This is a genomic window from Nocardiopsis sp. MG754419 (assembly GCF_018207095.1).
Classification (GTDB): Bacteria; Actinomycetota; Actinomycetes; order Streptosporangiales; family Streptosporangiaceae; genus Nocardiopsis.
In genome coordinates this window covers 1-19,310 of the sequence record NZ_QOCZ01000028.1, presented here as the reverse complement: position 1 = coordinate 19,310, position 19,310 = coordinate 1, and the positions used below count along the sequence as shown (strand labels likewise).

At 71.1% G+C, this 19,310-nt stretch carries 15 protein-coding genes; 9 read left to right on the top strand and 6 right to left on the bottom strand.

Annotated elements, in window-relative coordinates; translation table 11 throughout:
• Positions 1-99: 99 nt before the first annotated feature.
• The 6 genes from DSY14_RS08270 (at position 100) to DSY14_RS08245 (ending at position 5,784) form a co-directional block, all read left to right on the top strand.
• Entirely contained in the window at positions 100-1,266 is a 1,167-nt protein-coding gene (locus DSY14_RS08270; RefSeq protein ID WP_211715915.1) for a PP2C family protein-serine/threonine phosphatase, read from the top strand.
• An 83-nt stretch (positions 1,267-1,349) separates the two neighbouring features.
• Positions 1,350-2,228, top strand: a complete 879-nt coding sequence (locus tag DSY14_RS08265) for an STAS domain-containing protein (protein ID WP_211715887.1) — start codon at positions 1,350-1,352, stop codon at positions 2,226-2,228.
• Between the two features lie 43 nt (positions 2,229-2,271).
• Entirely contained in the window at positions 2,272-2,667 is a 396-nt protein-coding gene (locus DSY14_RS08260; protein WP_307851163.1) for an STAS domain-containing protein, read from the top strand.
• Positions 2,664-3,101 carry an anti-sigma regulatory factor gene (locus DSY14_RS08255; RefSeq protein WP_211715885.1) on the top strand — a complete coding sequence of 146 codons (438 nt, stop codon included), beginning with the start codon at positions 2,664-2,666 and terminating at the stop codon, positions 3,099-3,101. The genes DSY14_RS08260 and DSY14_RS08255 overlap by 4 nt, the downstream gene beginning before the upstream one ends.
• Positions 3,098-4,144: a SpoIIE family protein phosphatase gene (locus DSY14_RS08250; protein ID WP_211715884.1), complete on the top strand. Its 1,047-nt coding sequence runs from the start codon at positions 3,098-3,100 to the stop codon at positions 4,142-4,144. The genes DSY14_RS08255 and DSY14_RS08250 overlap by 4 nt, the downstream gene beginning before the upstream one ends.
• Positions 4,141-5,784 (top strand): PP2C family protein-serine/threonine phosphatase, encoded by a 1,644-nt coding sequence (locus DSY14_RS08245; RefSeq protein WP_211715883.1) that lies wholly within the window; start codon positions 4,141-4,143, stop codon positions 5,782-5,784. Before DSY14_RS08250 ends, DSY14_RS08245 begins: the two co-directional genes overlap by 4 nt.
• Before the next feature lie 95 nt (positions 5,785-5,879).
• On the opposite strand, the gene DSY14_RS08240 is transcribed toward DSY14_RS08245, so the two are convergent.
• From DSY14_RS08240 to DSY14_RS08225, 4 genes are all read right to left on the bottom strand, one after another.
• The gene (locus DSY14_RS08240; protein WP_211715882.1) at positions 5,880-6,485 is read right to left on the bottom strand and encodes a malonic semialdehyde reductase; all 606 of its coding nucleotides are present in this window, start codon (positions 6,483-6,485) and stop codon (positions 5,880-5,882) included.
• Positions 6,486-6,592: 107 nt separating this feature from the next.
• Entirely contained in the window at positions 6,593-7,822 is a 1,230-nt protein-coding gene (locus DSY14_RS08235; protein WP_211715881.1) for a glycosyltransferase, read from the bottom strand.
• 233 nt (positions 7,823-8,055) lie between these two features.
• Positions 8,056-9,429, bottom strand: a complete 1,374-nt coding sequence (locus DSY14_RS08230) for a nucleotide sugar dehydrogenase (protein WP_211715880.1) — start codon at positions 9,427-9,429, stop codon at positions 8,056-8,058.
• A gap of 98 nt (positions 9,430-9,527) precedes the next feature.
• On the bottom strand, positions 9,528-11,234 hold the full coding sequence (locus DSY14_RS08225) for a glycosyltransferase family 4 protein (protein WP_307851162.1): 1,707 nt from the start codon (positions 11,232-11,234) through the stop codon (positions 9,528-9,530).
• 230 nt (positions 11,235-11,464) lie between these two features.
• Here DSY14_RS08225 and wecB point away from each other — a divergent pair, with 230 nt between their 5' ends.
• From wecB to DSY14_RS08210, 3 genes are all read left to right on the top strand, one after another.
• The gene (gene wecB / locus DSY14_RS08220; protein ID WP_211715878.1) at positions 11,465-12,574 is read left to right on the top strand and encodes a non-hydrolyzing UDP-N-acetylglucosamine 2-epimerase; all 1,110 of its coding nucleotides are present in this window, start codon (positions 11,465-11,467) and stop codon (positions 12,572-12,574) included.
• Positions 12,575-12,766: 192 nt separating this feature from the next.
• Positions 12,767-14,515, top strand: coding sequence for a hypothetical protein (locus tag DSY14_RS08215; RefSeq protein ID WP_211715877.1), 1,749 nt, complete (start codon positions 12,767-12,769; stop codon positions 14,513-14,515).
• A 70-nt stretch (positions 14,516-14,585) separates the two neighbouring features.
• Positions 14,586-16,775 carry a glycosyltransferase gene (locus DSY14_RS08210; protein WP_211715914.1) on the top strand — a complete coding sequence of 730 codons (2,190 nt, stop codon included), beginning with the start codon at positions 14,586-14,588 and terminating at the stop codon, positions 16,773-16,775.
• Between the two features lie 172 nt (positions 16,776-16,947).
• On the opposite strand, the gene DSY14_RS08205 is transcribed toward DSY14_RS08210, so the two are convergent.
• Positions 16,948-18,234 carry a HAMP domain-containing sensor histidine kinase gene (locus DSY14_RS08205; protein ID WP_211715876.1) on the bottom strand — a complete coding sequence of 429 codons (1,287 nt, stop codon included), beginning with the start codon at positions 18,232-18,234 and terminating at the stop codon, positions 16,948-16,950.
• Between the two features lie 64 nt (positions 18,235-18,298).
• On the bottom strand, positions 18,299-18,967 hold the full coding sequence (locus DSY14_RS08200; protein ID WP_014911258.1) for a response regulator transcription factor: 669 nt from the start codon (positions 18,965-18,967) through the stop codon (positions 18,299-18,301).
• Between the last annotated feature and the right edge of the window lie 343 nt (positions 18,968-19,310).

Genomic DNA, 19,310 nt, shown 5'->3' with positions numbered 1-19,310 from the left:
CCATAACGGAACGCCCGGTTCCGTGCCCGCCGACCGTACCCGTCGCTTATACCCGGTGGGTGCGCCATAACCCCGTACGGAAGACGCAGGTTGACGAATTTGAACGGTTACGAGGCGGTCGCTCGGGCGCTGCGGAAGGCGAGGCCGGACGGGCTGTTGACGGCCCTCCGCGGCTCACTCGGAGCCCACTACGACGCGGTGCGCGTGGACCTGCTCCTGGCGGACTACGGCATGACCGCCCTGTGTCATGTCAGCGAACCTCATGAGGAGCACCGTCAGTACTCGCTGTTCAACAGCGAGTCCGGTCGTGTGTTCGGTGCCCAGGAGCGCTTGGTCGACCGGAAGGTCGGCCCTGGGCTGATGGTCGTCCGGCTGCCGGTGAGCGTGCGCGGTGACCGTCTGGGCGTGCTCACGGTCGAGTTGCCCGGCCAGGAGGTGGACGAGCGCACCCTCGGTGACCTGGAGTGGATCGCCCAGACCCTGGGCAGGGAGATCCTCGTGGCCGAGCGGGACACCGACTACTACCGTGCGGTACGTCGTCGTGACCGCCTCACCCTGGCGGCGGAGATGCAGTGGGACCTCCTGGCGGGCCGGGCCTACGAGTGTCCGGAGTACAGCATCGGCGCCCAGCTGGAACCCGCCTACGCCATCCGAGGCGACAACTTCGACTGGTCGGCGGCGGCCGACCACCTCCAGCTCAGTGTGAGCAACGGCATGGGCGAGGGCATCGACGCCTCCCTGCTCACCAGCCTCGCTGTCAACGCCCTCCGTAACGCACGACGCGCGGGGGTGCCGCTGGCCGACCAGGTCGCCTTGGCGGACAAGGCCGTGTACGCCCAGCACGGCGGTGAGCGCTACCTGGACGTCCTGGCCCTCTCCTTCGACACCACCGACGGCACGGTCGAGGTGGTCGACGCCGGATCACCCCGTCTCTTCGTGCTGCGGGACGACACGGTGAGCAGGTTCCCCTTCGACGCGCAGATGCCGCTCGGCATGGCCGAGGACACCATCTACACCGCGCAGCACTTCGAGGTCAGGCCCGGCGACCGGTTGGTCTTCATCAGCGACGGAGTCTTCGACGCCCAGGGGCCGGGACCGGAAAGTTTCGGCACCCGGGCGCTGATGCGCTCGATCCTGTCCACCCGCCTCCTGCCGGCGGCCTCGGTGCCCCAGGAGGTCCTGCGTAACCTGAACGAGTACCGACAGGGGATCGAGAGTCTGGACGACGCCCTCGTGGTGTGTCTCGACTGGAGGGGGAAGGGCTGACCTCCCCTCGTCGGGAACCGTCGCCGGGTCGGCGGGTCTGGTAGACAGTTGTCGGGTCGCAAGCGAGTGAGGATGGACAACACATGACCGATGTCCCCCCGGCCGGGAGCCCCGCGCCGATCGTCGCCGGGCTCCTACGGGAGAGGAAGGAGCAGGTCGCCCAGCGGTGGGCGGACCTGCCGTTGTTCCAGGCGGTGTTCACCGTCACGCGTGACGAGGCGGTCGAGGCCTGCCACGCCGTGCTGGAATCGCTCGCGGAAGTGGTCGAGAGCGGGCGCCCGGACGACATCGAGGCCCCCGGTTTCAGCACGATCCGGCGACAATTGGCGGCCATGAGCGCCTCCCGGTCGCACTCCGGGTTGTCCATCGGCCAGATCGATCGTGAGGTCGGCGCGCTGCGTGCCGCTCCCCTCGATCTCCTGGAGTCGGACCCCGGTGACTTCGGCCCGCAGGAGCGACTGCGGGCCGCTCTCCTGTGGTCCGAACTCCTGGGCACCCTCAGGGTCGTGATCATCGAGACCACGCTCCAGGAGAACCGTGAGATCGTCGATCGCCAGCGTCAGCAGCTCATGGAGATGGCCACCCCGGTCATCAAGCTCTGGGACCGTCTGGTGGCCGTACCGCTCATCGGCATGCTCGACAGCGCACGCAGCCAGGTGGTGATGGAGAATCTCCTGGAGGCCATCGTCGAGCACAACGCCACGCTGGTGATCCTCGACATCACCGGGGTGCCCACGGTGGACTCCCTGGTCGCGCAGCACCTGATGAAGACCGTGGCCTCCGCCCGACTCATGGGCGCCGACTGTGTGATCTCCGGGATCCGCCCGGCGATCGCCCAGACCATCGTCCAACTCGGACTCGACCTCGGCCCGGTCACCACCCGGGCCACGCTCGCCGACGCGCTGGAACTCGCGTTGGAACGGCAGAGCGAAGTGCCCAAGGGGCTTCTACCCCGTCAGTGACCGACGTGATCGGACCGAAAACGTGCAGTCTGGAGCATCCCCCGTGCCCGTCCTGGACCTGGGCGGAATCCTGCTCGTCAGTATTCAGGGCGAACTCGCCGACAACGCGGCCGTCGACCTGGCGACGGACGTGACCACCGCCGTGTCCACGACCGGGGCCCGCGGGGTCATCATCGACATCAGCGGTCTGGACATGGTGGACTCCTTCCTCGCCCGGGTCCTGGCCGAGGTGGCCGCCAGCGCACGCCTCCTGGCCGCGCAGGCGGTGCTGGTGGGCATGCGGCCGAGCGTGGCCATCACGCTGGTCGAACTCGGCCTCACACTGCCGGGGTTGGAGACGTCCAGAACGGTCGCCGAGGCCGCCTCGCGCTTCGGTGTCGAGATCCGGGAGGATCCCGAACGGCGCGCCGCACGGGGTACCGATCGGACCCCCACATGAGCACGGACGAGCGCACCGAGACCACGCTCCCCGTCCGCAACGACACCGACCTCATGGCGGTGCGTCAGCAGGTGCGCGCCATGGCCCAGCGGCTCGGGTTCGGGCTGGTCCAGCAGACGAAGCTCGTCACGGCCGCCAGCGAACTCGCCCGTAACACCCTGGTGCACGGGGGAGGGGGCAGCGTCTCCCTGGAACCGACCTCCGACGGTGACGGCCGTGAGGGCCTGACCCTGCGCTTCGTCGACGAGGGGCCGGGGATCCCCGACGTCGAACTGGCCCTGCGCGACGGGTACTCCACCGCCGGCGGCCTCGGTATGGGGCTCAGCGGCTCCAAACGCCTGGTGAACGATTTCTCCGTGGACACCGCTCCGGGGCGCGGTACCACCGTCAGCATCACGCTGTGGTCCCCCCTCGCGCCCTTCGGCCGCCGATGACCAGGGTCTGGGAGGTGACGCTCGGCGACCCCACCCTGGTCCGCCGGGCTCGGGAGGTCACCGAGAAGGCCGCCGACGCGGCCGGCCTGGACCGGGCGAGGGCCGGGGACGCCGCCCTCGTGGCGACCGAACTGGCCACCAACGCCGTCAAGTACGGCGGGGGCGGCAGGTTCGTCGCCGAGGTGTGTCGTGACGGCTGGGGCAACGCCAGCGCCTTGCAGATCCTGCTCCTGGACCACGGTCCGGGCATCCCGGACGTGCGCAGGGCGATGGCCGACGGCTACTCCACCGGCGGTTCGCTCGGTAGTGGTCTGGGCGCCTGCGCCCGGGCCAGCGACCACTTCGAGGTGGACAGCGTCCGTGGTCGCGGGACGCTGGCCCTGGCCAGGATCGCCGCGACCGAACACCGCCACCTGTTCACCGCACCCGCCACCACGGGCGGTCTGCACCTGGCCCTGGGCGAACGCCCCGAGTCCGGTGACGGGCTGGCCTTTCGCAGTGGATCCGGGCATCGCACCGTCATATTGGCCGACGGTCTGGGCCATGGAGCCCCGGCCGCGGTGGCAGCCGAGACCGCGGCGGACGTGGTGCGTCGTCAGGCCGGCGAGGCCCCCGAGACCCTGATCCGCCTGCTGCACACCGAACTGCGCCCCACACGCGGGGCCGCGGTCGCGCTCGTCGACGTCGACGAGTCCGCGCACCGGCTCACCTTCTGCGGCATCGGCAACGTCGGTGCGCGCCTGTACGACGGTCACCGCTGGGAGTCCCTCCTGTCCCGGCCGGGCATCGTCGGTGCCTTCGGGCTGCGCACCCCGACCCCCGCGGTCCGGGAATGGCGCCCCGGCAGCATGCTGGTGCTGTACACCGACGGTCTCCCGAGTCGCTGGTCGCCGGACGGTATCGAGCACCTGGCAGAGAAGGACGCCGCCCTCGTCGCGGCGCGTGTCTTCCGTGACGCGGGCAGCGCCGCCCGTCCGTTGCGGGACGACACCGCCGTCGCGGTCGTCGTGCACACCGAGCGCCCCCACAAGGAGAGGGAATGAGTCACCGCCTGCTGAGCGGACGTGTCACATCGCCGGTGGACGTGGCGCTGGTCCGTGCCCGGATGGGGCACGTCCTGGGCACGAGCGGTCACGTGCCGGAGGAGGGGACCGAGTTCCTGGCCGCGGCCGCCGAGCGCGCCCTGCAGCACGTGGACTCCGGACAGGCCGGCGAGGTCCGTCTGGAGGCGTCGGACGACCGGCGTCTTCTGCGGGTCAGCGTCGTCGATGACGGACACGAGCTGTGGTCCGACACCCTGGGTCTGGCCGGCCCCCTGCCCACCGCCGGCGAGGAGCCGGCCGGCGTCGAACTCCTGGCCGACCAGTTGCTGCGCACCGACCGGGACCACCTGCGCACGCACCGGACCGCTCGCAGCCGGGCCGAGGATCTCGCCCTGCACCAGCGCGAGCTGGAGGAGACCAACCGGGGCGTGCTGGCCCTGCACGCGGAACTCGCCCAGGCCGGTGAGGAACAACAGAGGCTGCTCCGGGCCGAACGGGTCGCACGTGACGAGGCGGAGACGGCCCGCAGCCGGTTGACCTTCCTCTCCACCGCCAGCGCCCGGCTCATGGCCACGCTGCAACGCTCGGAGATCCCCGGGCGCCTGGAGAAACTGCTCATCCCCACGTACGCGCTGGCCGTGGAACTGTGGATGTTCGACGAGGACGACGCGTTGGTCCTCCACAGTGACTCGGGGGACCGGGAGCCACCGGAGGCCGTGGTCCGGGCCGCCGCCGAACGCAGACCGGTGCACGGCGCGCTGTACGACGGGGTGCGCCGCACCGCCTTCCCCCTGCTGCTCGCCTCCCGGACCCTCGGCGTGATGGTGCTGCACCGCATGGTCGACCTGGAGGACGACGACCTCATGCTGGGCGAGCTCGCCCGCCGTGCCGCCACCGCGTTGGACAACGCCCAGCGCTTCGAGCACGAACGCGACACCGCCGCCGCGCTGCAACGGGCGATGCTCACCCGGCTCCCCGAGGTCGCGGGCGTCGAGGTGACCGCGCGCTACCTGCCCGCCGAGAGCGGCATGAACGTGGGCGGCGACTGGTACGACGTCTTTCCGCTCGACGACGGGGAGTACCTGGGGGTCGTCGGGGACGTCACCGGTCACGGTATCCACGCGGCGGCCACCATGGGCCAGTTGCGCACCGCGCTGCGCGCCTACGCCGTGGACGAGCGCAGCCCGGCGGCCCTGCTCGGACTGTTGCACCGGTTGTTGGACCGCCTGGAGCCGGACCTGTTCGCCACCGCCGTCATCGTCCGCTTCCGCCCGGGTGAACCGGAGGTGACCATGGCGATGGCCGGGCACCCCTCGCCCCTGCGCCGTGGCGCGACCGGCGGGGTGGACCCCGTCGCCATCCCCTCGGGCGGCATGCTGGGTCTGCCGGTCGACCTCACCTACACCGAACACGCGGTGGAGGTGCCTCCGGGCGGGGCGCTTCTGCTCTACACCGACGGTCTGGTCGAACGCCGAGGCGAGTCGATCGACGACGGCATCGCCCGCCTGGGCGAGAGCTTCGCCACGGTCTCCGCGACCGGAGCCGAGCCCGAACAGGCCGCGGACGACCTGCTCACACGGGCTCTGCGCGACCATGCCAGTGACGACGACGTGTGCATGCTGGTGCTCGCCCCCGAGTGAGTCCGGTGCCCCGCGGCCGGGACGGGGCGTCCCTCGGTCCGGGCGACACGCGACGGGGGCGGGCGCCGCGCGGCGCCCGCCCCCGTGCTCCGGGATCAGATCTCGGTGACGGTCTGCTCGTAGTCCAGACGCGGCAGCCGGTCGAACCAGGCGTCCGGACCGGGCCTGCCGATGTTCATCACCACGAGCGGTCGCAGGGTGGAGTCGGCGCCGAAGAACTCCTCGCGGACGCCGTCGGCGTCGAAACCGGTCATCGGTCCGGCGGCCAGGCCGGCGGCGCGCACGCCCACGATCAGGTAGGCGACCTGGAGGAACGCGTTCGGCAGGGCGATGGACTCGCGCGCCTCGACCGGCATCCCGGCGAAGTCCTCACGGGCGTTCGGGGCGACCGGGAAGGTCGTCGGGAAGTGCTCGTGGAAGTCGCTGTCGGCGGACAGGATCAGGGCCAGCGGGGCGGTGGAGGTCTTGCCGGCGTTGTTGCCGCCCATGTGCCGCACCAGGCGCTCGCGCGCCTCGGGGGAACGCACCACGGTGACGCGCAGCGGCTGGTTGTTCATCGCCGTGGGGCCGAACTTGACCAGCTCGTGGATCGCGCGCAGCTGCTCCTCGGTCACCGGCTCGTCGGCGAACGTGTTGGCGGTGCGGGCGCTGCGGAACAACAGGTCCTGTGTGGCCTTGTCGACCACCAGCGTGTCAGTCATCGAAGAACCTCGGGCGTGCCTCGTGGATGGGAGTGTCCGCAGGTGGCGGACATGAGGCACAACATGGCTTCCACGGAAGATATTTCTGGAGCCAATGATGAGTGAGGTCATTCACTGAAGGCGCCGCGTGGACGCTTCCTCTGAGAGGGCACCCGACCGGGCACGAAAGGGTGCCTGGGCGTCTGGGGAGGGCCCGGCAACGGCGCGCGGGGCGACTCCGGGCTGGGCCGGGGCGGTACCGGCCCACCGGCCTCGGCCACCCACTCCTCCAACTGCTTCACGAACAACCGGGCCTGGACCGGCCAGTGGAACGAGGTCCGGGCGATGCTGTGGCCGGTCCGCGCCAGCCCGCGGCGCAGGTCCTCGTTCACCCGCAGTTCCAACACGGCCTGGGTGGCCGCCTCCACGTCGTTGAACGGCACCACCAGCCCCGAACGACCCTCGGGGCGCCTCGTGACCAGGGCCTCGGCCATCGGGTTCGGGGTGCTCACCACCGGCAGTCCGTGCGCCATGTACTCCACGACCTTGGTCGGCAGCGAGTGGCGGTAGTTGTCGGTGTCGTGCAGCAGGCTGATCCCGGCCATGGCCCCGGCCGCCATGCGCAGGGCGCGGTCGTTGGGGACGAAGCCGTACCAGTGCAGGGCGTCCTCCTGGTGCGCCTCGCGCAGCAGTGGGCGGACCTCGGCGTCGGCGTTGCCGATCACCTCCAGACGCACCCCGTGGTCGCGCAGCCGTCGGCCCATCCGCACCATCTCGCGCGCGCCCCGGGCCATGGAGACGTGCCCCAGGTAGACCACGCGGTCGTCGCCGGGCGGCCGCAGCGGGAGGTCCGGGACGTCCGTGGTGTTGGGGACCACCGGGTGGTCGCCGCGGAAGCGGGAGCGGTAGCCCTCCTCCGCCAGCATCAGACGCAGCCGCCGTTCGGCACCGCGTTCGAAACCGCGCACCACCCGCCCGAGGGGGCGGCGCAGCGGCCCCGGCACCCACGGCTTGGTGAGCAGTGCCGCCGGGGTGTCCTCGTGGACGTCCCACACCGTCACCGGCCGCTTGGCGGGAAGCGCGAGCAGGAGTTCGGGGTCGTGGAAGAGCAGGAGGTCCGCCTCCGGCGCCAGCCTGGACAGGACGGCCTTGGCCACGCGGAGCGAGGACAGGCGGTCACGTCCCTGGGCGCGGGGTACGTCGACGGACCGGACTCCGTCCCAAGGGGTCACCCCGCACTCCCGGAAAGGAGCGACGTAGGTGACGGTGTGCCCGGCATCCAGAAGGGCCCGAATCTGGCGATGCAGAATCCGGGCGTCCTCCGGGTGGTGCACAATCGTTGCCACGAGCGCGTGCATGAAGATCACCTACGAGTGTCACCGGTTGGCTCCGACTACAGCGATGATCCGACCTGACAGGACGGGATCAGCTGCACGACACGGTATTCACCAGGAGAAACACACCGAGGACAGTCGGATGGACACACGGCGTGGTTCCGGTGAACCTTCGGGTGGGCGAGGGTGAACGCACACAGGCACGCCGTCCGAACGCCCCGGGGGTTCGGACGACGTGCCTTACGCGGTCACTCCGCTCACAGGACCTGGAGGCCCTCCCTGTGGACTCTCCGGCGGGTCTGGCTCGGCACCTCGGGGGTGGCGGCCACGGCCTCGTCGGGCTCGGTGCGACGCAGCACGCCGCGGGTGTCCAGCAGCAGACGCGCGTACTCGTCCAGCAGCTTGGGACGGTACTCGCTGTGGTCGGTGAGCAGGATGGTCAGGTCCGCGTCGGCCATGGCCTGCTCCAGGTCGGTGGAGCGCGGGACGTCCACCCCGTCCACCTGCCAGGACTCCACGTACGGGTCGTGGTAGGTGAGCGTAGCGCCCTTGGCCGCGAGCTTGCGGGCCACAGGGCGGGCCGGCGACTCGCGCTGGTCGGCGATGTCGGCCTTGTAGGTCACACCCAGCAGCAGCACCTTGGAACGCGACAGCGCCAGCCCGGAGTCATTGAGCAGCTCCTGGGCCCGCTGCATGACGTAGGACGGCATGCGGCTGTTGATCTCCTGGGCCAGCTCGACGAACCGGAACGGGTAGCCGAGGGTCTTGACCTTGTAGGAGAGGTAGTTCGGGTCGATGGGAATGCAGTGCCCGCCCACGCCCGGACCCGGGTAGAAGGCCTGGAAACCGAACGGCTTCGTGGCCGCCGCGGCGATGGAGTCCCACAGGTCCACCCCGAGCTCCTGACAGAAGATCGCCATTTCGTTCACCAGGGCGATGTTCACGTGCCGGTAGGTGTTCTCCAGCAGCTTGGCCATTTCGGCCTCACGGGTGCCGCGGGCGCGGACGACCCGCTCGACGAAGGCGCCGTAGAACTCCGCGGCCGCCTCGCCGCATTCCTCGGTGAGTCCGCCCACGACCTTGGGCGTGTTGGCCACACCGAACGTGGGGTTGCCCGGGTCGATGCGCTCGGGGGAGAAGGCCAGGTGGAAGTCGGCCCCGGCCACCAGGCCGGACTCCTCCAGGAGCGGACGCACGACCTCGTCGGTCGTGCCCGGGTAGGTGGTGGACTCCAGGACCACGAGGGTTCCCGGCGACAGGTGCGCGGCGATGGCCTTGGAGGCCGAGGTGACCGCGCCCAGGTCCGGCCCGCCCTCGGCGGACAGCGGTGTGGGGACGCAGATGACGATCGTGCGCGCGGTCGCCAGGCACGCCGGGTCGGTCGTCGCGCTGAACCCTCGGTCCAGCATCGCGTTGACGTCGTCCTTCGACAGGTCGTCGATGTGCGAGTCACCCCGGTTGAGACCGTCCACGACTCGGGTGCTGACGTCGAGGCCGGTGACCTTCAGGCCGGAGGACGCGGCTTCGGCCGCCAGGGGCAGACCGACATAACCGAGTCCGAGGACGACGAGGTCCGCCGAGCCGGTGCTCTGCTCGGGAACATTGGCCGGGTTGGAAGCTGCGGCATCCACTTGTTGGTCACACTCGCATTCATTTCGTGAACGGGCGCAAATATCGAGGACTGCCATTCTGAGCTGGACGTCCGAGTGTAGGCACCCGTTGTCCACGCTTAAGGATTCTGGCCTGGTCCGGACATTTTCCTCATGAGAACCCGATACGCATGGTCGTAGCGGTATGCGGCCTCGGCCCACGTGCGGTCTGTTCCGACACGCTCCTGACCTGCTCGGCCGTAGGAGGTCCGCTTTCGCCGACTGTAGGCGAGATTTATGATCACATCAGCTAGACGTGCCGAATCGCCCGACGGAATTAACTCTCCGGTCACCCCGGGTTCCACGATCTCTCTAAGAGCGGGTAGATCACTCGCAACGACGGGGAGCCCACCCGCCATGGCCTCCACGGGTTTCAGCGGCGTCACCAGACGGCAGACCCGTTCGTCCCTTCTCGGTACCGCGAACACGTCGAGCGCGCCGTGGTGGTGGCGCACCCGGTCGGCCGGGACCCGGCCGGTGAAGTGCATGGACCCGGCCGCCCCCGAACGTTCCGCCCGGGCACGGAGCGCCGGCAGTTCCGGACCGTCACCGACGATCAACGCGTGGACCGGTTCGCCCCGCCCACGCAGCAGCGTCACCGCGTCCAGCAGCACCTCCAGCCCCTCGTAGCCGAAACAGCTGGTGGTGGTGCCCACCACGAAGTCCTCCGGGTCGATGCCCAGCCCCTCGCGGACCTCCACGCCCGAGGGCAGCGGCTCCAGGAAGGACGTGTCGACGGCGTTGGGCACGACCAGCAGGCGTTCCCGGGGCACGCCGCGGGCCTCGATGTCGGCGCGCATCGCCTCCCCGAGCGTCACCACCAGATCGGCGGCGAGCATGCACTCGGTCTCGGCGGCGCGTTCGGCCTGGTAGAAGGCGTCGTCCACGCTGCGGGACGGGTCCCGTGACAGCCAGGACTCCTCCAGGAACCCCCGGACCTCGTAGACCACGGGTAGGTCGAACCGGCGTCCCAGTTCCAGTGCCAGCCGGGCGTTGTGGTGGTTGCTCGCCGCGTGGAGCACGTCCGGGCGCACCGCCTCCACCAGGTCGGACGCCAGCCGCAACCCCACCCGAAGCTCCTCCGCGTGGTCGGCCGGGGCCGTCCACGGCAGGAGCCGGTGGTAGGAGACCCCGTCCACCTCGACCAGCGTGCGGGGGTCCGGTACGCCCTTGGTGAGCGGGTAGCCGGCGCGGGACACCACGTGCACGTCCATCCCGGCCTCGCGCTGGGCCACGGCGATGCGATGGGTGCGCTGGGTGTAACCGGCGTTGGTGTGCGGAAGCGCGTTGGTGACCAGATGCAGGACGCGCGGGGCCGAGCCCGCCGAGGCCGGTCGCCGAGCGTTCACCGTGTCGTCGGGCCGCGTTGGCGCACCGCGGGTTAACGTGATCCCGTGACGGTCAGGCGAAACGGACAACGACGCGGGAACGGCACGTCCGGTGGCCAGGGCGGTCCGGTACTCGGCGGCGGTCCGATGCGATCCCGGCGGTATCCGTTCGACCAGATCACGAGCGGTGTCCGCGTCTCCGGCGGCCAGAGCCGCCGAGACCAGGCGCGCCACCCCGCGAGGGGAGGAGCGTCGGGCCGTGGCCAGCAGCACCTCGCGTGCCTCCTCGCGCCGCCCCTGGTCCCACAGGGCGTAGGCGCGCGGCAGGGCACCCGAGCGGGCGGCCACGGCACGCGCCGAACCGCGCAGCGGTCCGGGCATCAGCCGGGCGGCCAACAACGGCAGCCGGGCGGGTTCGGCCCGCAGGTGTTGCCAGGCGAGGGTCGCGGTGAAGGTCACCGCCCGCGGCCACAGAGTACGTGGACGTGGCGATCGGGGTTCGGGAGTCCGTATGTCTTGCACGGTCAGTCACACAACCACGTGGACGTGACCAAGTGGTGACACCACGGCGTCGCGGGCGGGACGGGTCGGACAAGGAAGTCCGCCGGCCCGAGCACACGACGCCCACACGTCCCATGTCCGGGGGACCAACCCCCGCCCCATCAACGCGAACACCGAAGGAAACAGCAGTGGCAACGAGCGCCCCCCCAGGGAGTCAGGACACCGCGATCGCGCACGTGGTCGGCGCCCGTCCCAACTTCGTCAAGGCCGCCCCGGTGGTCGCGGCCCTGCGCGCCCGTGGCGCCCACCAGCGGGTCGTGCACACCGGGCAGCACTACGACGACCGGATGTCCGCGGTCTTCTTCCGCGACCTCGGCCTGCCGACCCCCGACGTCGACCTCGGCGTCGGTTCGGGATCGCACGCCTCCCAGACCGCCGACCTCATGGTGGGACTGGAACGCGAGTTCGTCGAGAACCAGCCCGGCATGGTGGTCGTCTACGGCGACGTCAACTCCACCGTCGCCGCGGCCCTGGTCGCCGCCAAGCTCGGCATCCCGGTCGCGCACGTCGAGGCGGGTCTGCGCTCCTTCGACGACACCATGCCCGAGGAGATCAACCGGCGGGTCACCGACCAGCTCAGCGACCTCTGCTTCGCGACCAGCCCGGAGGCCGTGGGCCACCTGGCGGCCGAAGGGGTGTCGACGGCCAAGGTGCACCTCGTGGGCAACCCGATGATCGACACGCTCCTGGGCAACCTCGACCGGTTCGACGCGGAGGCGCTGCGCGCCCGCCTCGCACTGCCCGAACGCTACGTGGCGGCCACCCTGCACCGCCCGGCCAACGTCGACGACCCCGACAACGTCGCCCGGCTCACCGAGCGCCTGCACGAGGCCGCCGAGCTCGCCGACATCGTCATGCCCGTGCACCCGCGCGGCAAGGCGGCCTTCGACCGGGCCGGTCTCGGCGACCACCCCCGGGTGCGGTTGCTCGAACCGCTCGGCTACCTCGACTTCGTCGCGCTCACCCGCGGCGCCGCCGCCGTGGTCACCGACTCCGGCGGCGTCCAGGAGGAGACCACCATCCTCGGTGTGCCCTGCCTGACCCTGCGGCCCAACACCGAACGACCGGTCACCATCACCCACGGCACCAACCGGCTCGTCACCGAGGACGACCTCATCGCCACCCTCGACAAGGTGCTCGACGGGCACGTCGACGAACGACTCGGTGACACGCCGCCCCTGTGGGACGGCCGTTCCGGTGAACGCATCGCCTCCGTCCTCACCCGGTGGTCCGGGTGAGGGCGATCGTGACCTCTCCGCGCACCCGCGCCTCCCGGCGCCCTCGAGGGCCCGCCACCCGGCTGTTCCCGGGTCTTCGCACCCGACCCGGCACACGTCGGACCGCACACCCGTCGACACTCCCGCCGACCCCGGGTTCCGCACACCCGGGCGCCCGTGGGACCACCCGACCCGAGTACAAGGTGGCAGACCGTGAAACGGCGTGAACAGAGCCAGACCGAACAGCTTCGGCAAGCCCTGGCCGAGCGCGAGGCCCAGCTCCAAGAGGCGCAGGGCCGCCTCGCCGCTCTGGAGGGGTCCACCTCGCTCCAGGTCGGCCGGGCGCTCACCGCCGCGGCCAAACGCCCGGGGCGTTCCCTGGTACGGCTACCCCGAGACCTCTACCGTCTCTGGCGGCGCAGCGGCAGCACCAACCACGCCGACCGCCGCCGGGTGGAACCCGTCCGGTCCTTCGACGCCGACCGGCAGGAGGCCCGCCTCCTCAGTGGTCTGGGCGGGGGCACCGCCGACCAGCTGGTCGCGGCCACGGTCGTGGGTCCCGCCGTCCAGGCGGCGATCGACCCCTACCTGCGTTCGGTGAGCCTGCGTCCGCACGACGCGCAGATCGTCATGGACGCCGTCGACGTGGACCTGCTCCTGGTGTCGGCCTCGGCCGCCGCGCCCGGGTCGCCCTGGGCGCACGTGGGCGACCCCGCCGCGGTGGACCGTACCCGTGCCCTGCACTGGGTCATGGAGTCCGCCGCCTCCCGGGGCATCCCCACGATCCTGCTCGACGACGCCCCGGCGTCGCCGGCCCTGCGCCGTCTCGGGTTCGACCGCGTGCACAAGGGCGACGCCGGGGTGCCGCTGCACCTGTTCAACCCGGTCGCCGCCGAGCTCGCCCTCGGCCCGGAGGCCGTCTACGTCCGCACCGGCGCCGACGCCGCCGTGCCCGACGTGCTGCTGGAACTCGGTGTGGGTGTGGTCGACGTCGACGCGCCCGGCCTGGCGGACGCCCTGCGCGCCGCCAACGTCGCCGTGATCCCCGAGAACGCTCCGGGTGAGGCCGGTCTGCACCGCCGCGCCTGGGCCTGCGGAACCCGGGTGGTCGTCCACCCGACCGTTCCGGTGCCGGACGGCGAGGACCTCACGGTCAGCGTCCCTCGACTTCGTGCCCTGGAGCCCACCCCGCGCGAGGTCCGCACCATGCTCCGCCAGGTGTTCCTCGACGACGCGACCCCGGTCCGCCTGGCCGCGCTCCTGGAGGGGCTCGACCTGGTGGCGGGCGCCCCCGGACCCGACCTTCCGCTCAGTGGACGCGGTGTGGCCGTGCTGGCCGACCCGGCCGGAGCGGACGCGGCGGACCGGCTGGCCGAGGACCTGCTCTCGTCCCGACTGCGGCCCACCGAGGTCGTCGTCCCCGACACGGCGGCACGCCTGCCCGGTCTCCAGCGCCTGCGCTCGGAGGGCATCACCATCCGTTCGGTCCACTTCGGCACCCCGGACACCCCCGCGGAACTCACCGAGGAGGGCGACGCCGCCCCGGGAGGGCTCACCCCGCGCCAGTGGGCCGACCTGGCCGACCGGGCCACCGCCCCCTGGGCGTTCCTGTGGACCGGGTCGATGGGCCGTCACCGTCTGGTCGACCTCGTCTGCGCGGCCGAGTGCTCCGGCGCCGACGCCGTGGGGACCCCGCGCGCCGCGGAGACGCCCGCTGCGGCGAGCGGCGTGGGGGAGCGTGGCTTCTTCGACCGGGACTCCGGGACCGGTCAGTATGTGTACGTCACCGGCATCGGCCCGGAGCTGGCCCGAACCGACCTGCTGCGGCGCGGTTGGGACCCGCGCGAGTGGAACCGGCGCGGCACCCGGCTTCTGGCTCTGGGCCCCGACCACGGGATCGGGACCGACAGCGGCAGCGAAGGATCCGCGCACGCCGACGCCTCCACCGGCGCCCTCGGGTGACACCCGCACACCGCTCGCCACACCAGCATCCGAAGGGAAGAACGTGAGCACAGCTCCTCCGCGCGCACTCTTGTACGGCGACGTGGACCTGAACATCATCGACGGTTCGGCGATCTGGGCGCAGTCGATGGCCCAGGCCCTGGCCGCCGCCGGGTGCGAGGTCACCGTGCTGCTGAAGGCGCCGGTGCGCACCGACCGGCTCACGGCGCCGCTCGAGGAGACCGCCGGTGTCCGGCTGGTCCGTCCCTACGAGGACCGCATGCTCGCCGACCTGGGCCCGCGCGGGCTCACCCCCGAGCAGGCCGTGGAGCTCATGGGGCGTCTGCACGGGCGCCGCCCCTTCGACCTGGTGGTCGTGCGCGGGCGTCGCCTGGCCGGTCTGGCCGCCCAGGAGGAGTCCCTGACCGGGCGTCTGTGGACCTACCTCACCGACTTCCCGCACAGCGTCGACGAACTCACCGCCACCGCCACCGCCGAACTCACCGAGATCGCGCTGGCCTCCCGGTTCGTGCTCTGCCAGACCGAGGAGCTGCGCGCGTTCCTGGAGTCGACGGTGCCCGCCGCCTGCGGGCGCGCGGTGCTCTTCCCGCCCGTCGTGGTGGTGCCCCAGGGCGTCGCCGCCGACGGCCAGGTCCACGCCCGCGCGCGACTCGCCTACACCGGCAAGTTCGCCCCGCGCTGGAACACCCTGGAGATGACGGGGCTGCCCGAGGAGCTCGCCCGCCTGGGCGTGGACTCGGAACTGGTGATGATCGGCGACAAGATCCACGCCGAACCCGCCGACTGGGCCAAGCGCATGCGCCGGGCACTGGAGAGCACACCGAACGTCGACTGGCGCGGCGGTATGGCCCGCGCCGACGCGCTGCGTCAGTCCGCCGACTGCGACTTCGGGCTGTCCTGGCGCGATCCGGACATGGACGCCAGTCTGGAGCTGTCCACCAAGGTCCTGGAGCTGGGGGCGCTCGGTCTCCCGGTGGTCCTCAACCGCACCCCCATGCACGAGGCGCTGCTCGGCGCCGACTACCCCCTCTTCGCCGGTGAGGAATCCGCCTCGGTGGCGGCCGTCATCGCCCGCGCCTACCACGACCGCGCCGTGTACGCCCTCGCTGCCGAACGCTGCCGCGCGGCCGCGGCCGACCACTCCCTGGAGCGCGCCGCCGAACGTCTGCGCGGTCACCTGGCCGAGGCCCTGCCCGCGGCGCCCGAGGGCATCGACCCCGAGCGGCCCCTGAAGGTGGTCATCGCCGGGCACGACCTCAAGTTCTTCACCCGTCTGGCCGAGTACCTGGACTCCCTGCCCGGCCTGGACGTGCGCATCGACGAGTGGGAGGGCCTGGGCACCCACGACCAGTACCGTTCCCGCGAACTCGCGGCCTGGGCGGACGTGGTCATCTGCGAGTGGTGCGGACCCAACGCCCTGTTCTACGCCAAGTGGAAGCGGCCCGACCAGCGCCTCATCGTCCGCCTGCACCGCTTCGAGCTGTACGCGGAGTGGCCGCGCCGGCTCGACGTGTCCAAGGTCGACGCGGTGGTGTGCGTCAGCCCCCACTACGCCGACCTGACCCGCGAGATCACGGGATGGCCTGCCGACAAGGTGGTGGTCCTGCCCAACTGGGTGGACGATCGCCAGCTGGACCGGCCCAAGCTGGCCGGGGCCGAGTACTCGCTCGGCATGATCGGCATCGCGCCCTCCCGCAAGCGGCTGGACCGCGGGCTGGACGTGCTGGCCGAGCTGCGACGCATGGATCCCCGCTACACGCTGTCGGTCAAGACGAAGCAGCCCTGGGACTACTGGTGGATCTGGAACCGCCCGGAGGAGCGCGCCTACTTCGAGAAGGTGTACCGCCGCATCCAGCGGGACGAACGGCTCGCCACCGGGGTGATCTTCGACGGGTTCGGGCCCGACGTGGCCACCTGGCTGCGCCGGGTCGGGTTCGTGCTCTCCACCAGTGACGACGAGTCGTTCCACCTGGCGCCCGCCGAGTGCGCGGCCTCCGGTGGCGTACCCGCGTTGCTGCCCTGGCCGGGCGCGGAGACCATCTACGACGCCCGGTGGATCCACGACGACCCGGTCGCGATGGCCGAGGCCGTCCACGCCATCGTCTCCCAGGGGAGGTTCGCCGCCGAGAGTGAGCGGGCCCGCGCCGAGATCACCACGATCTACGGCCTGGAGCGGGTGCGTTCCCTGTGGAGCGACCTGGTGGTCCGGGGGAGTGTGCCCGCACCCGTCGCCACCGGTGCCGTCGTCGCCGGAGGCTGATCACGGGGCCGGTGGTCGGCGCCGCCCGGTGCTCCGCGCGCGGTGTGCCGTGTCCTCCGGGGCGGGGCCCGGACGGATGCGTCGCGGCGAGCCGCGTGCGCCGTGCCTCGACGTCCCCCGAACGGGGCGGTCGAGGCGGGTTCCATCCCGTGGTCCGTGCCCGGGTCCGAGGTCAGACGGGGCCGGTCATCTTCGACAGCCCCCCGGCCCCGGCGGGCAGGAACAACGCGAAGGTGGTCGGCTTGGTCTGCACGAGTTCGATCCGGGCCCCCTCGGATTCGGCGATGTGGCGGGCCAGGGCCAACCCCAGGCCGGTGCCGCCGCCCCCGCTGACCTCACGCTCGAAGATGCGCCCGGACAGGTGCTCGGGCACGCCCTCGCCCTCGTCGCTGACCTCGATCCGGACCGACTGGCCGGTGTCGAGGCGTCGAATGGTCACCGTGCCCGCGCCGTGCTTGTAGGCGTTCTCCACCAGGGTCGCCAGGATCTGCGCGAGGTCGGCGGGCACGGTCATGGCCGTCAGTCCCGGGTCGCCGGTCACCAGGAGCCTGCGTTTCTCCTGCTGGAAGACGGGCGACCACTCCGCCTGAAGGTGGTTGAGGACCGGGTCGAGCCCCACCGGCTCGACCTCCGGGTTCTGGCTCTTGCGGGCCCGACCGAGCAGGCTCTCGACGGTCTCCGTGAGCCGTTCGGCCTGGGCGAGGGCGGCCTCGCCCTCCTCGCGCACCACCTCCGGGCTGCTCGCCTCGGCGATGATCTCCTCCAACCGCATGGTGAGCGCCGTCAGCGGGGTGCGCAGCTGGTGCGAGGCGTCGGTCGCGAAGTGCCGTTCGGTGGCGATGAGTCCGGCGATGCGCTCGGCGCTGCGGTCCAGCACCTCGGCGACGCGGTCCGCCTCCGGGATGCCGTAGCGATGGCCCCACGGGGTGGTCACCCCCGAGCCGAGCCGTTCGGCGGTGGCCGCCAGGTCGACCAGGGGCAGGGTGAGCCTGCGCGCCTGGAACATGGACAGACCGACCGCGACCCCGATGGCCAGCAGCGACAGCGAGGCGATCCCGAGCCAGGCCCGGACCACGCTCTCCTGGAGCGCCTCCGAGCTCGACCACACCTCGACGGTGGTGCCGACCTCGGTGGTCGCGGCGGCCCTGATCAGGCCGGGAGAGTCGACGGAACGCGGGTCCAGTTCGGGGTTGCCCGCGGTCAGCACGGCGCCCCCGGAGTCCTTCGTGATCCGGATGAAGCGGTCCGGGTGTTCCCTGTCGAACTCGGCGAGGTCCACCTCGCCGTCACGTTCGAGCATGGAGTCGGTTTCGAAGCCGACCAGCTCCGCCTCGCCTTCGAGCTGGCGGGTGCTCTCGTCGTACACCAGCTTGTAGGTGAGCGCACCCAGGGGCAACCCGAGCAGCATGACGGCGATGACGGTCACCACCAGGGTGGAGAAAACCATCCGCCTGCGCATGTCACCTCACGTTCGTTCGACCCAGGCGAGGTCGACCGAAGAGCGTGTCGAACCCAAGGTCGTGTCAATCTCGTTCGAACCGGAAGCCGACGCCCCTGACGGTCGTGATGTAGGACGGCTGGTTGGCGTCGTCACCGAGCTTGCGACGTAGCCACGAGATGTGCATGTCCAGGGTCTTCGTCGACCCCCACCAGTTGGTGTCCCACACCTCGCGCATGATCTGTTCCCTGGTCACCACCTTGCCGGCATCGCGCACCAGAACGCGAAGCAGGTCGAACTCCTTGGTGGTGAGTTGGAGTTCGCGGTCGCCGAGCCAGGCCCGACGGGAGTCGTTGTCGATGCGGACCCCGTGGACGACGGGCACCTCCGCCCCGCCTCGGCGGAGCAGAGCGCGCACGCGCGCCAGGAGTTCGGCGAGTCGGAAGGGTTTGGTCACGTAGTCGTCGGCCCCGGCGTCCAGGCCGACGACGGTGTCGACCTCGTCCGCCCGGGCGGTCAGGATCAGGATCGGCGTTCCGTGCCCTTCGGCGCGGAGCCGGCGTGCCACCTCGAGTCCGTCCATTTCGGGCAGGCCGAGATCCAGGACCATGAGGTCGATGTCTCCGGCGCGGGCGCGGTCGAGTGTCTCTACGCCGTTGACGGTCACGTCCACCGTGTAGCCCTCGCGGCGTAGTGCGCGCGCGAGTGGCTCGGAGATCGAGACATCGTCTTCGGCCAGCAAAACGCAGGTCATGAAGCCGATCGTAGGACCAGGGTGGCGCATTTCCCTATTATGCGCGCCGGATGCCCCAAGGTTGGCTGAAAATACGCTAATCACATAACGGTCAAATGGGTCAATTGGATATTTCCAGCCCTTTCTTTGCCCCTTCTTGGTGCAACCGTGAAGGAGGATCAGGGGTGGCCGGCCCTCTGCGGTCGCACGGGCCGCGCGGGACGGTTCCCCGACGTTCCATGATCCCTTCTTCGCCGGGGCCGGAATGCACTTCCGTGTGGTGGCGGTGCGCTCTACCTGAGCCGTAAGCGCGCTTCGACGCCCGACTCCGGTGAGATCGACGCCTGACCCACGTCCCACACCA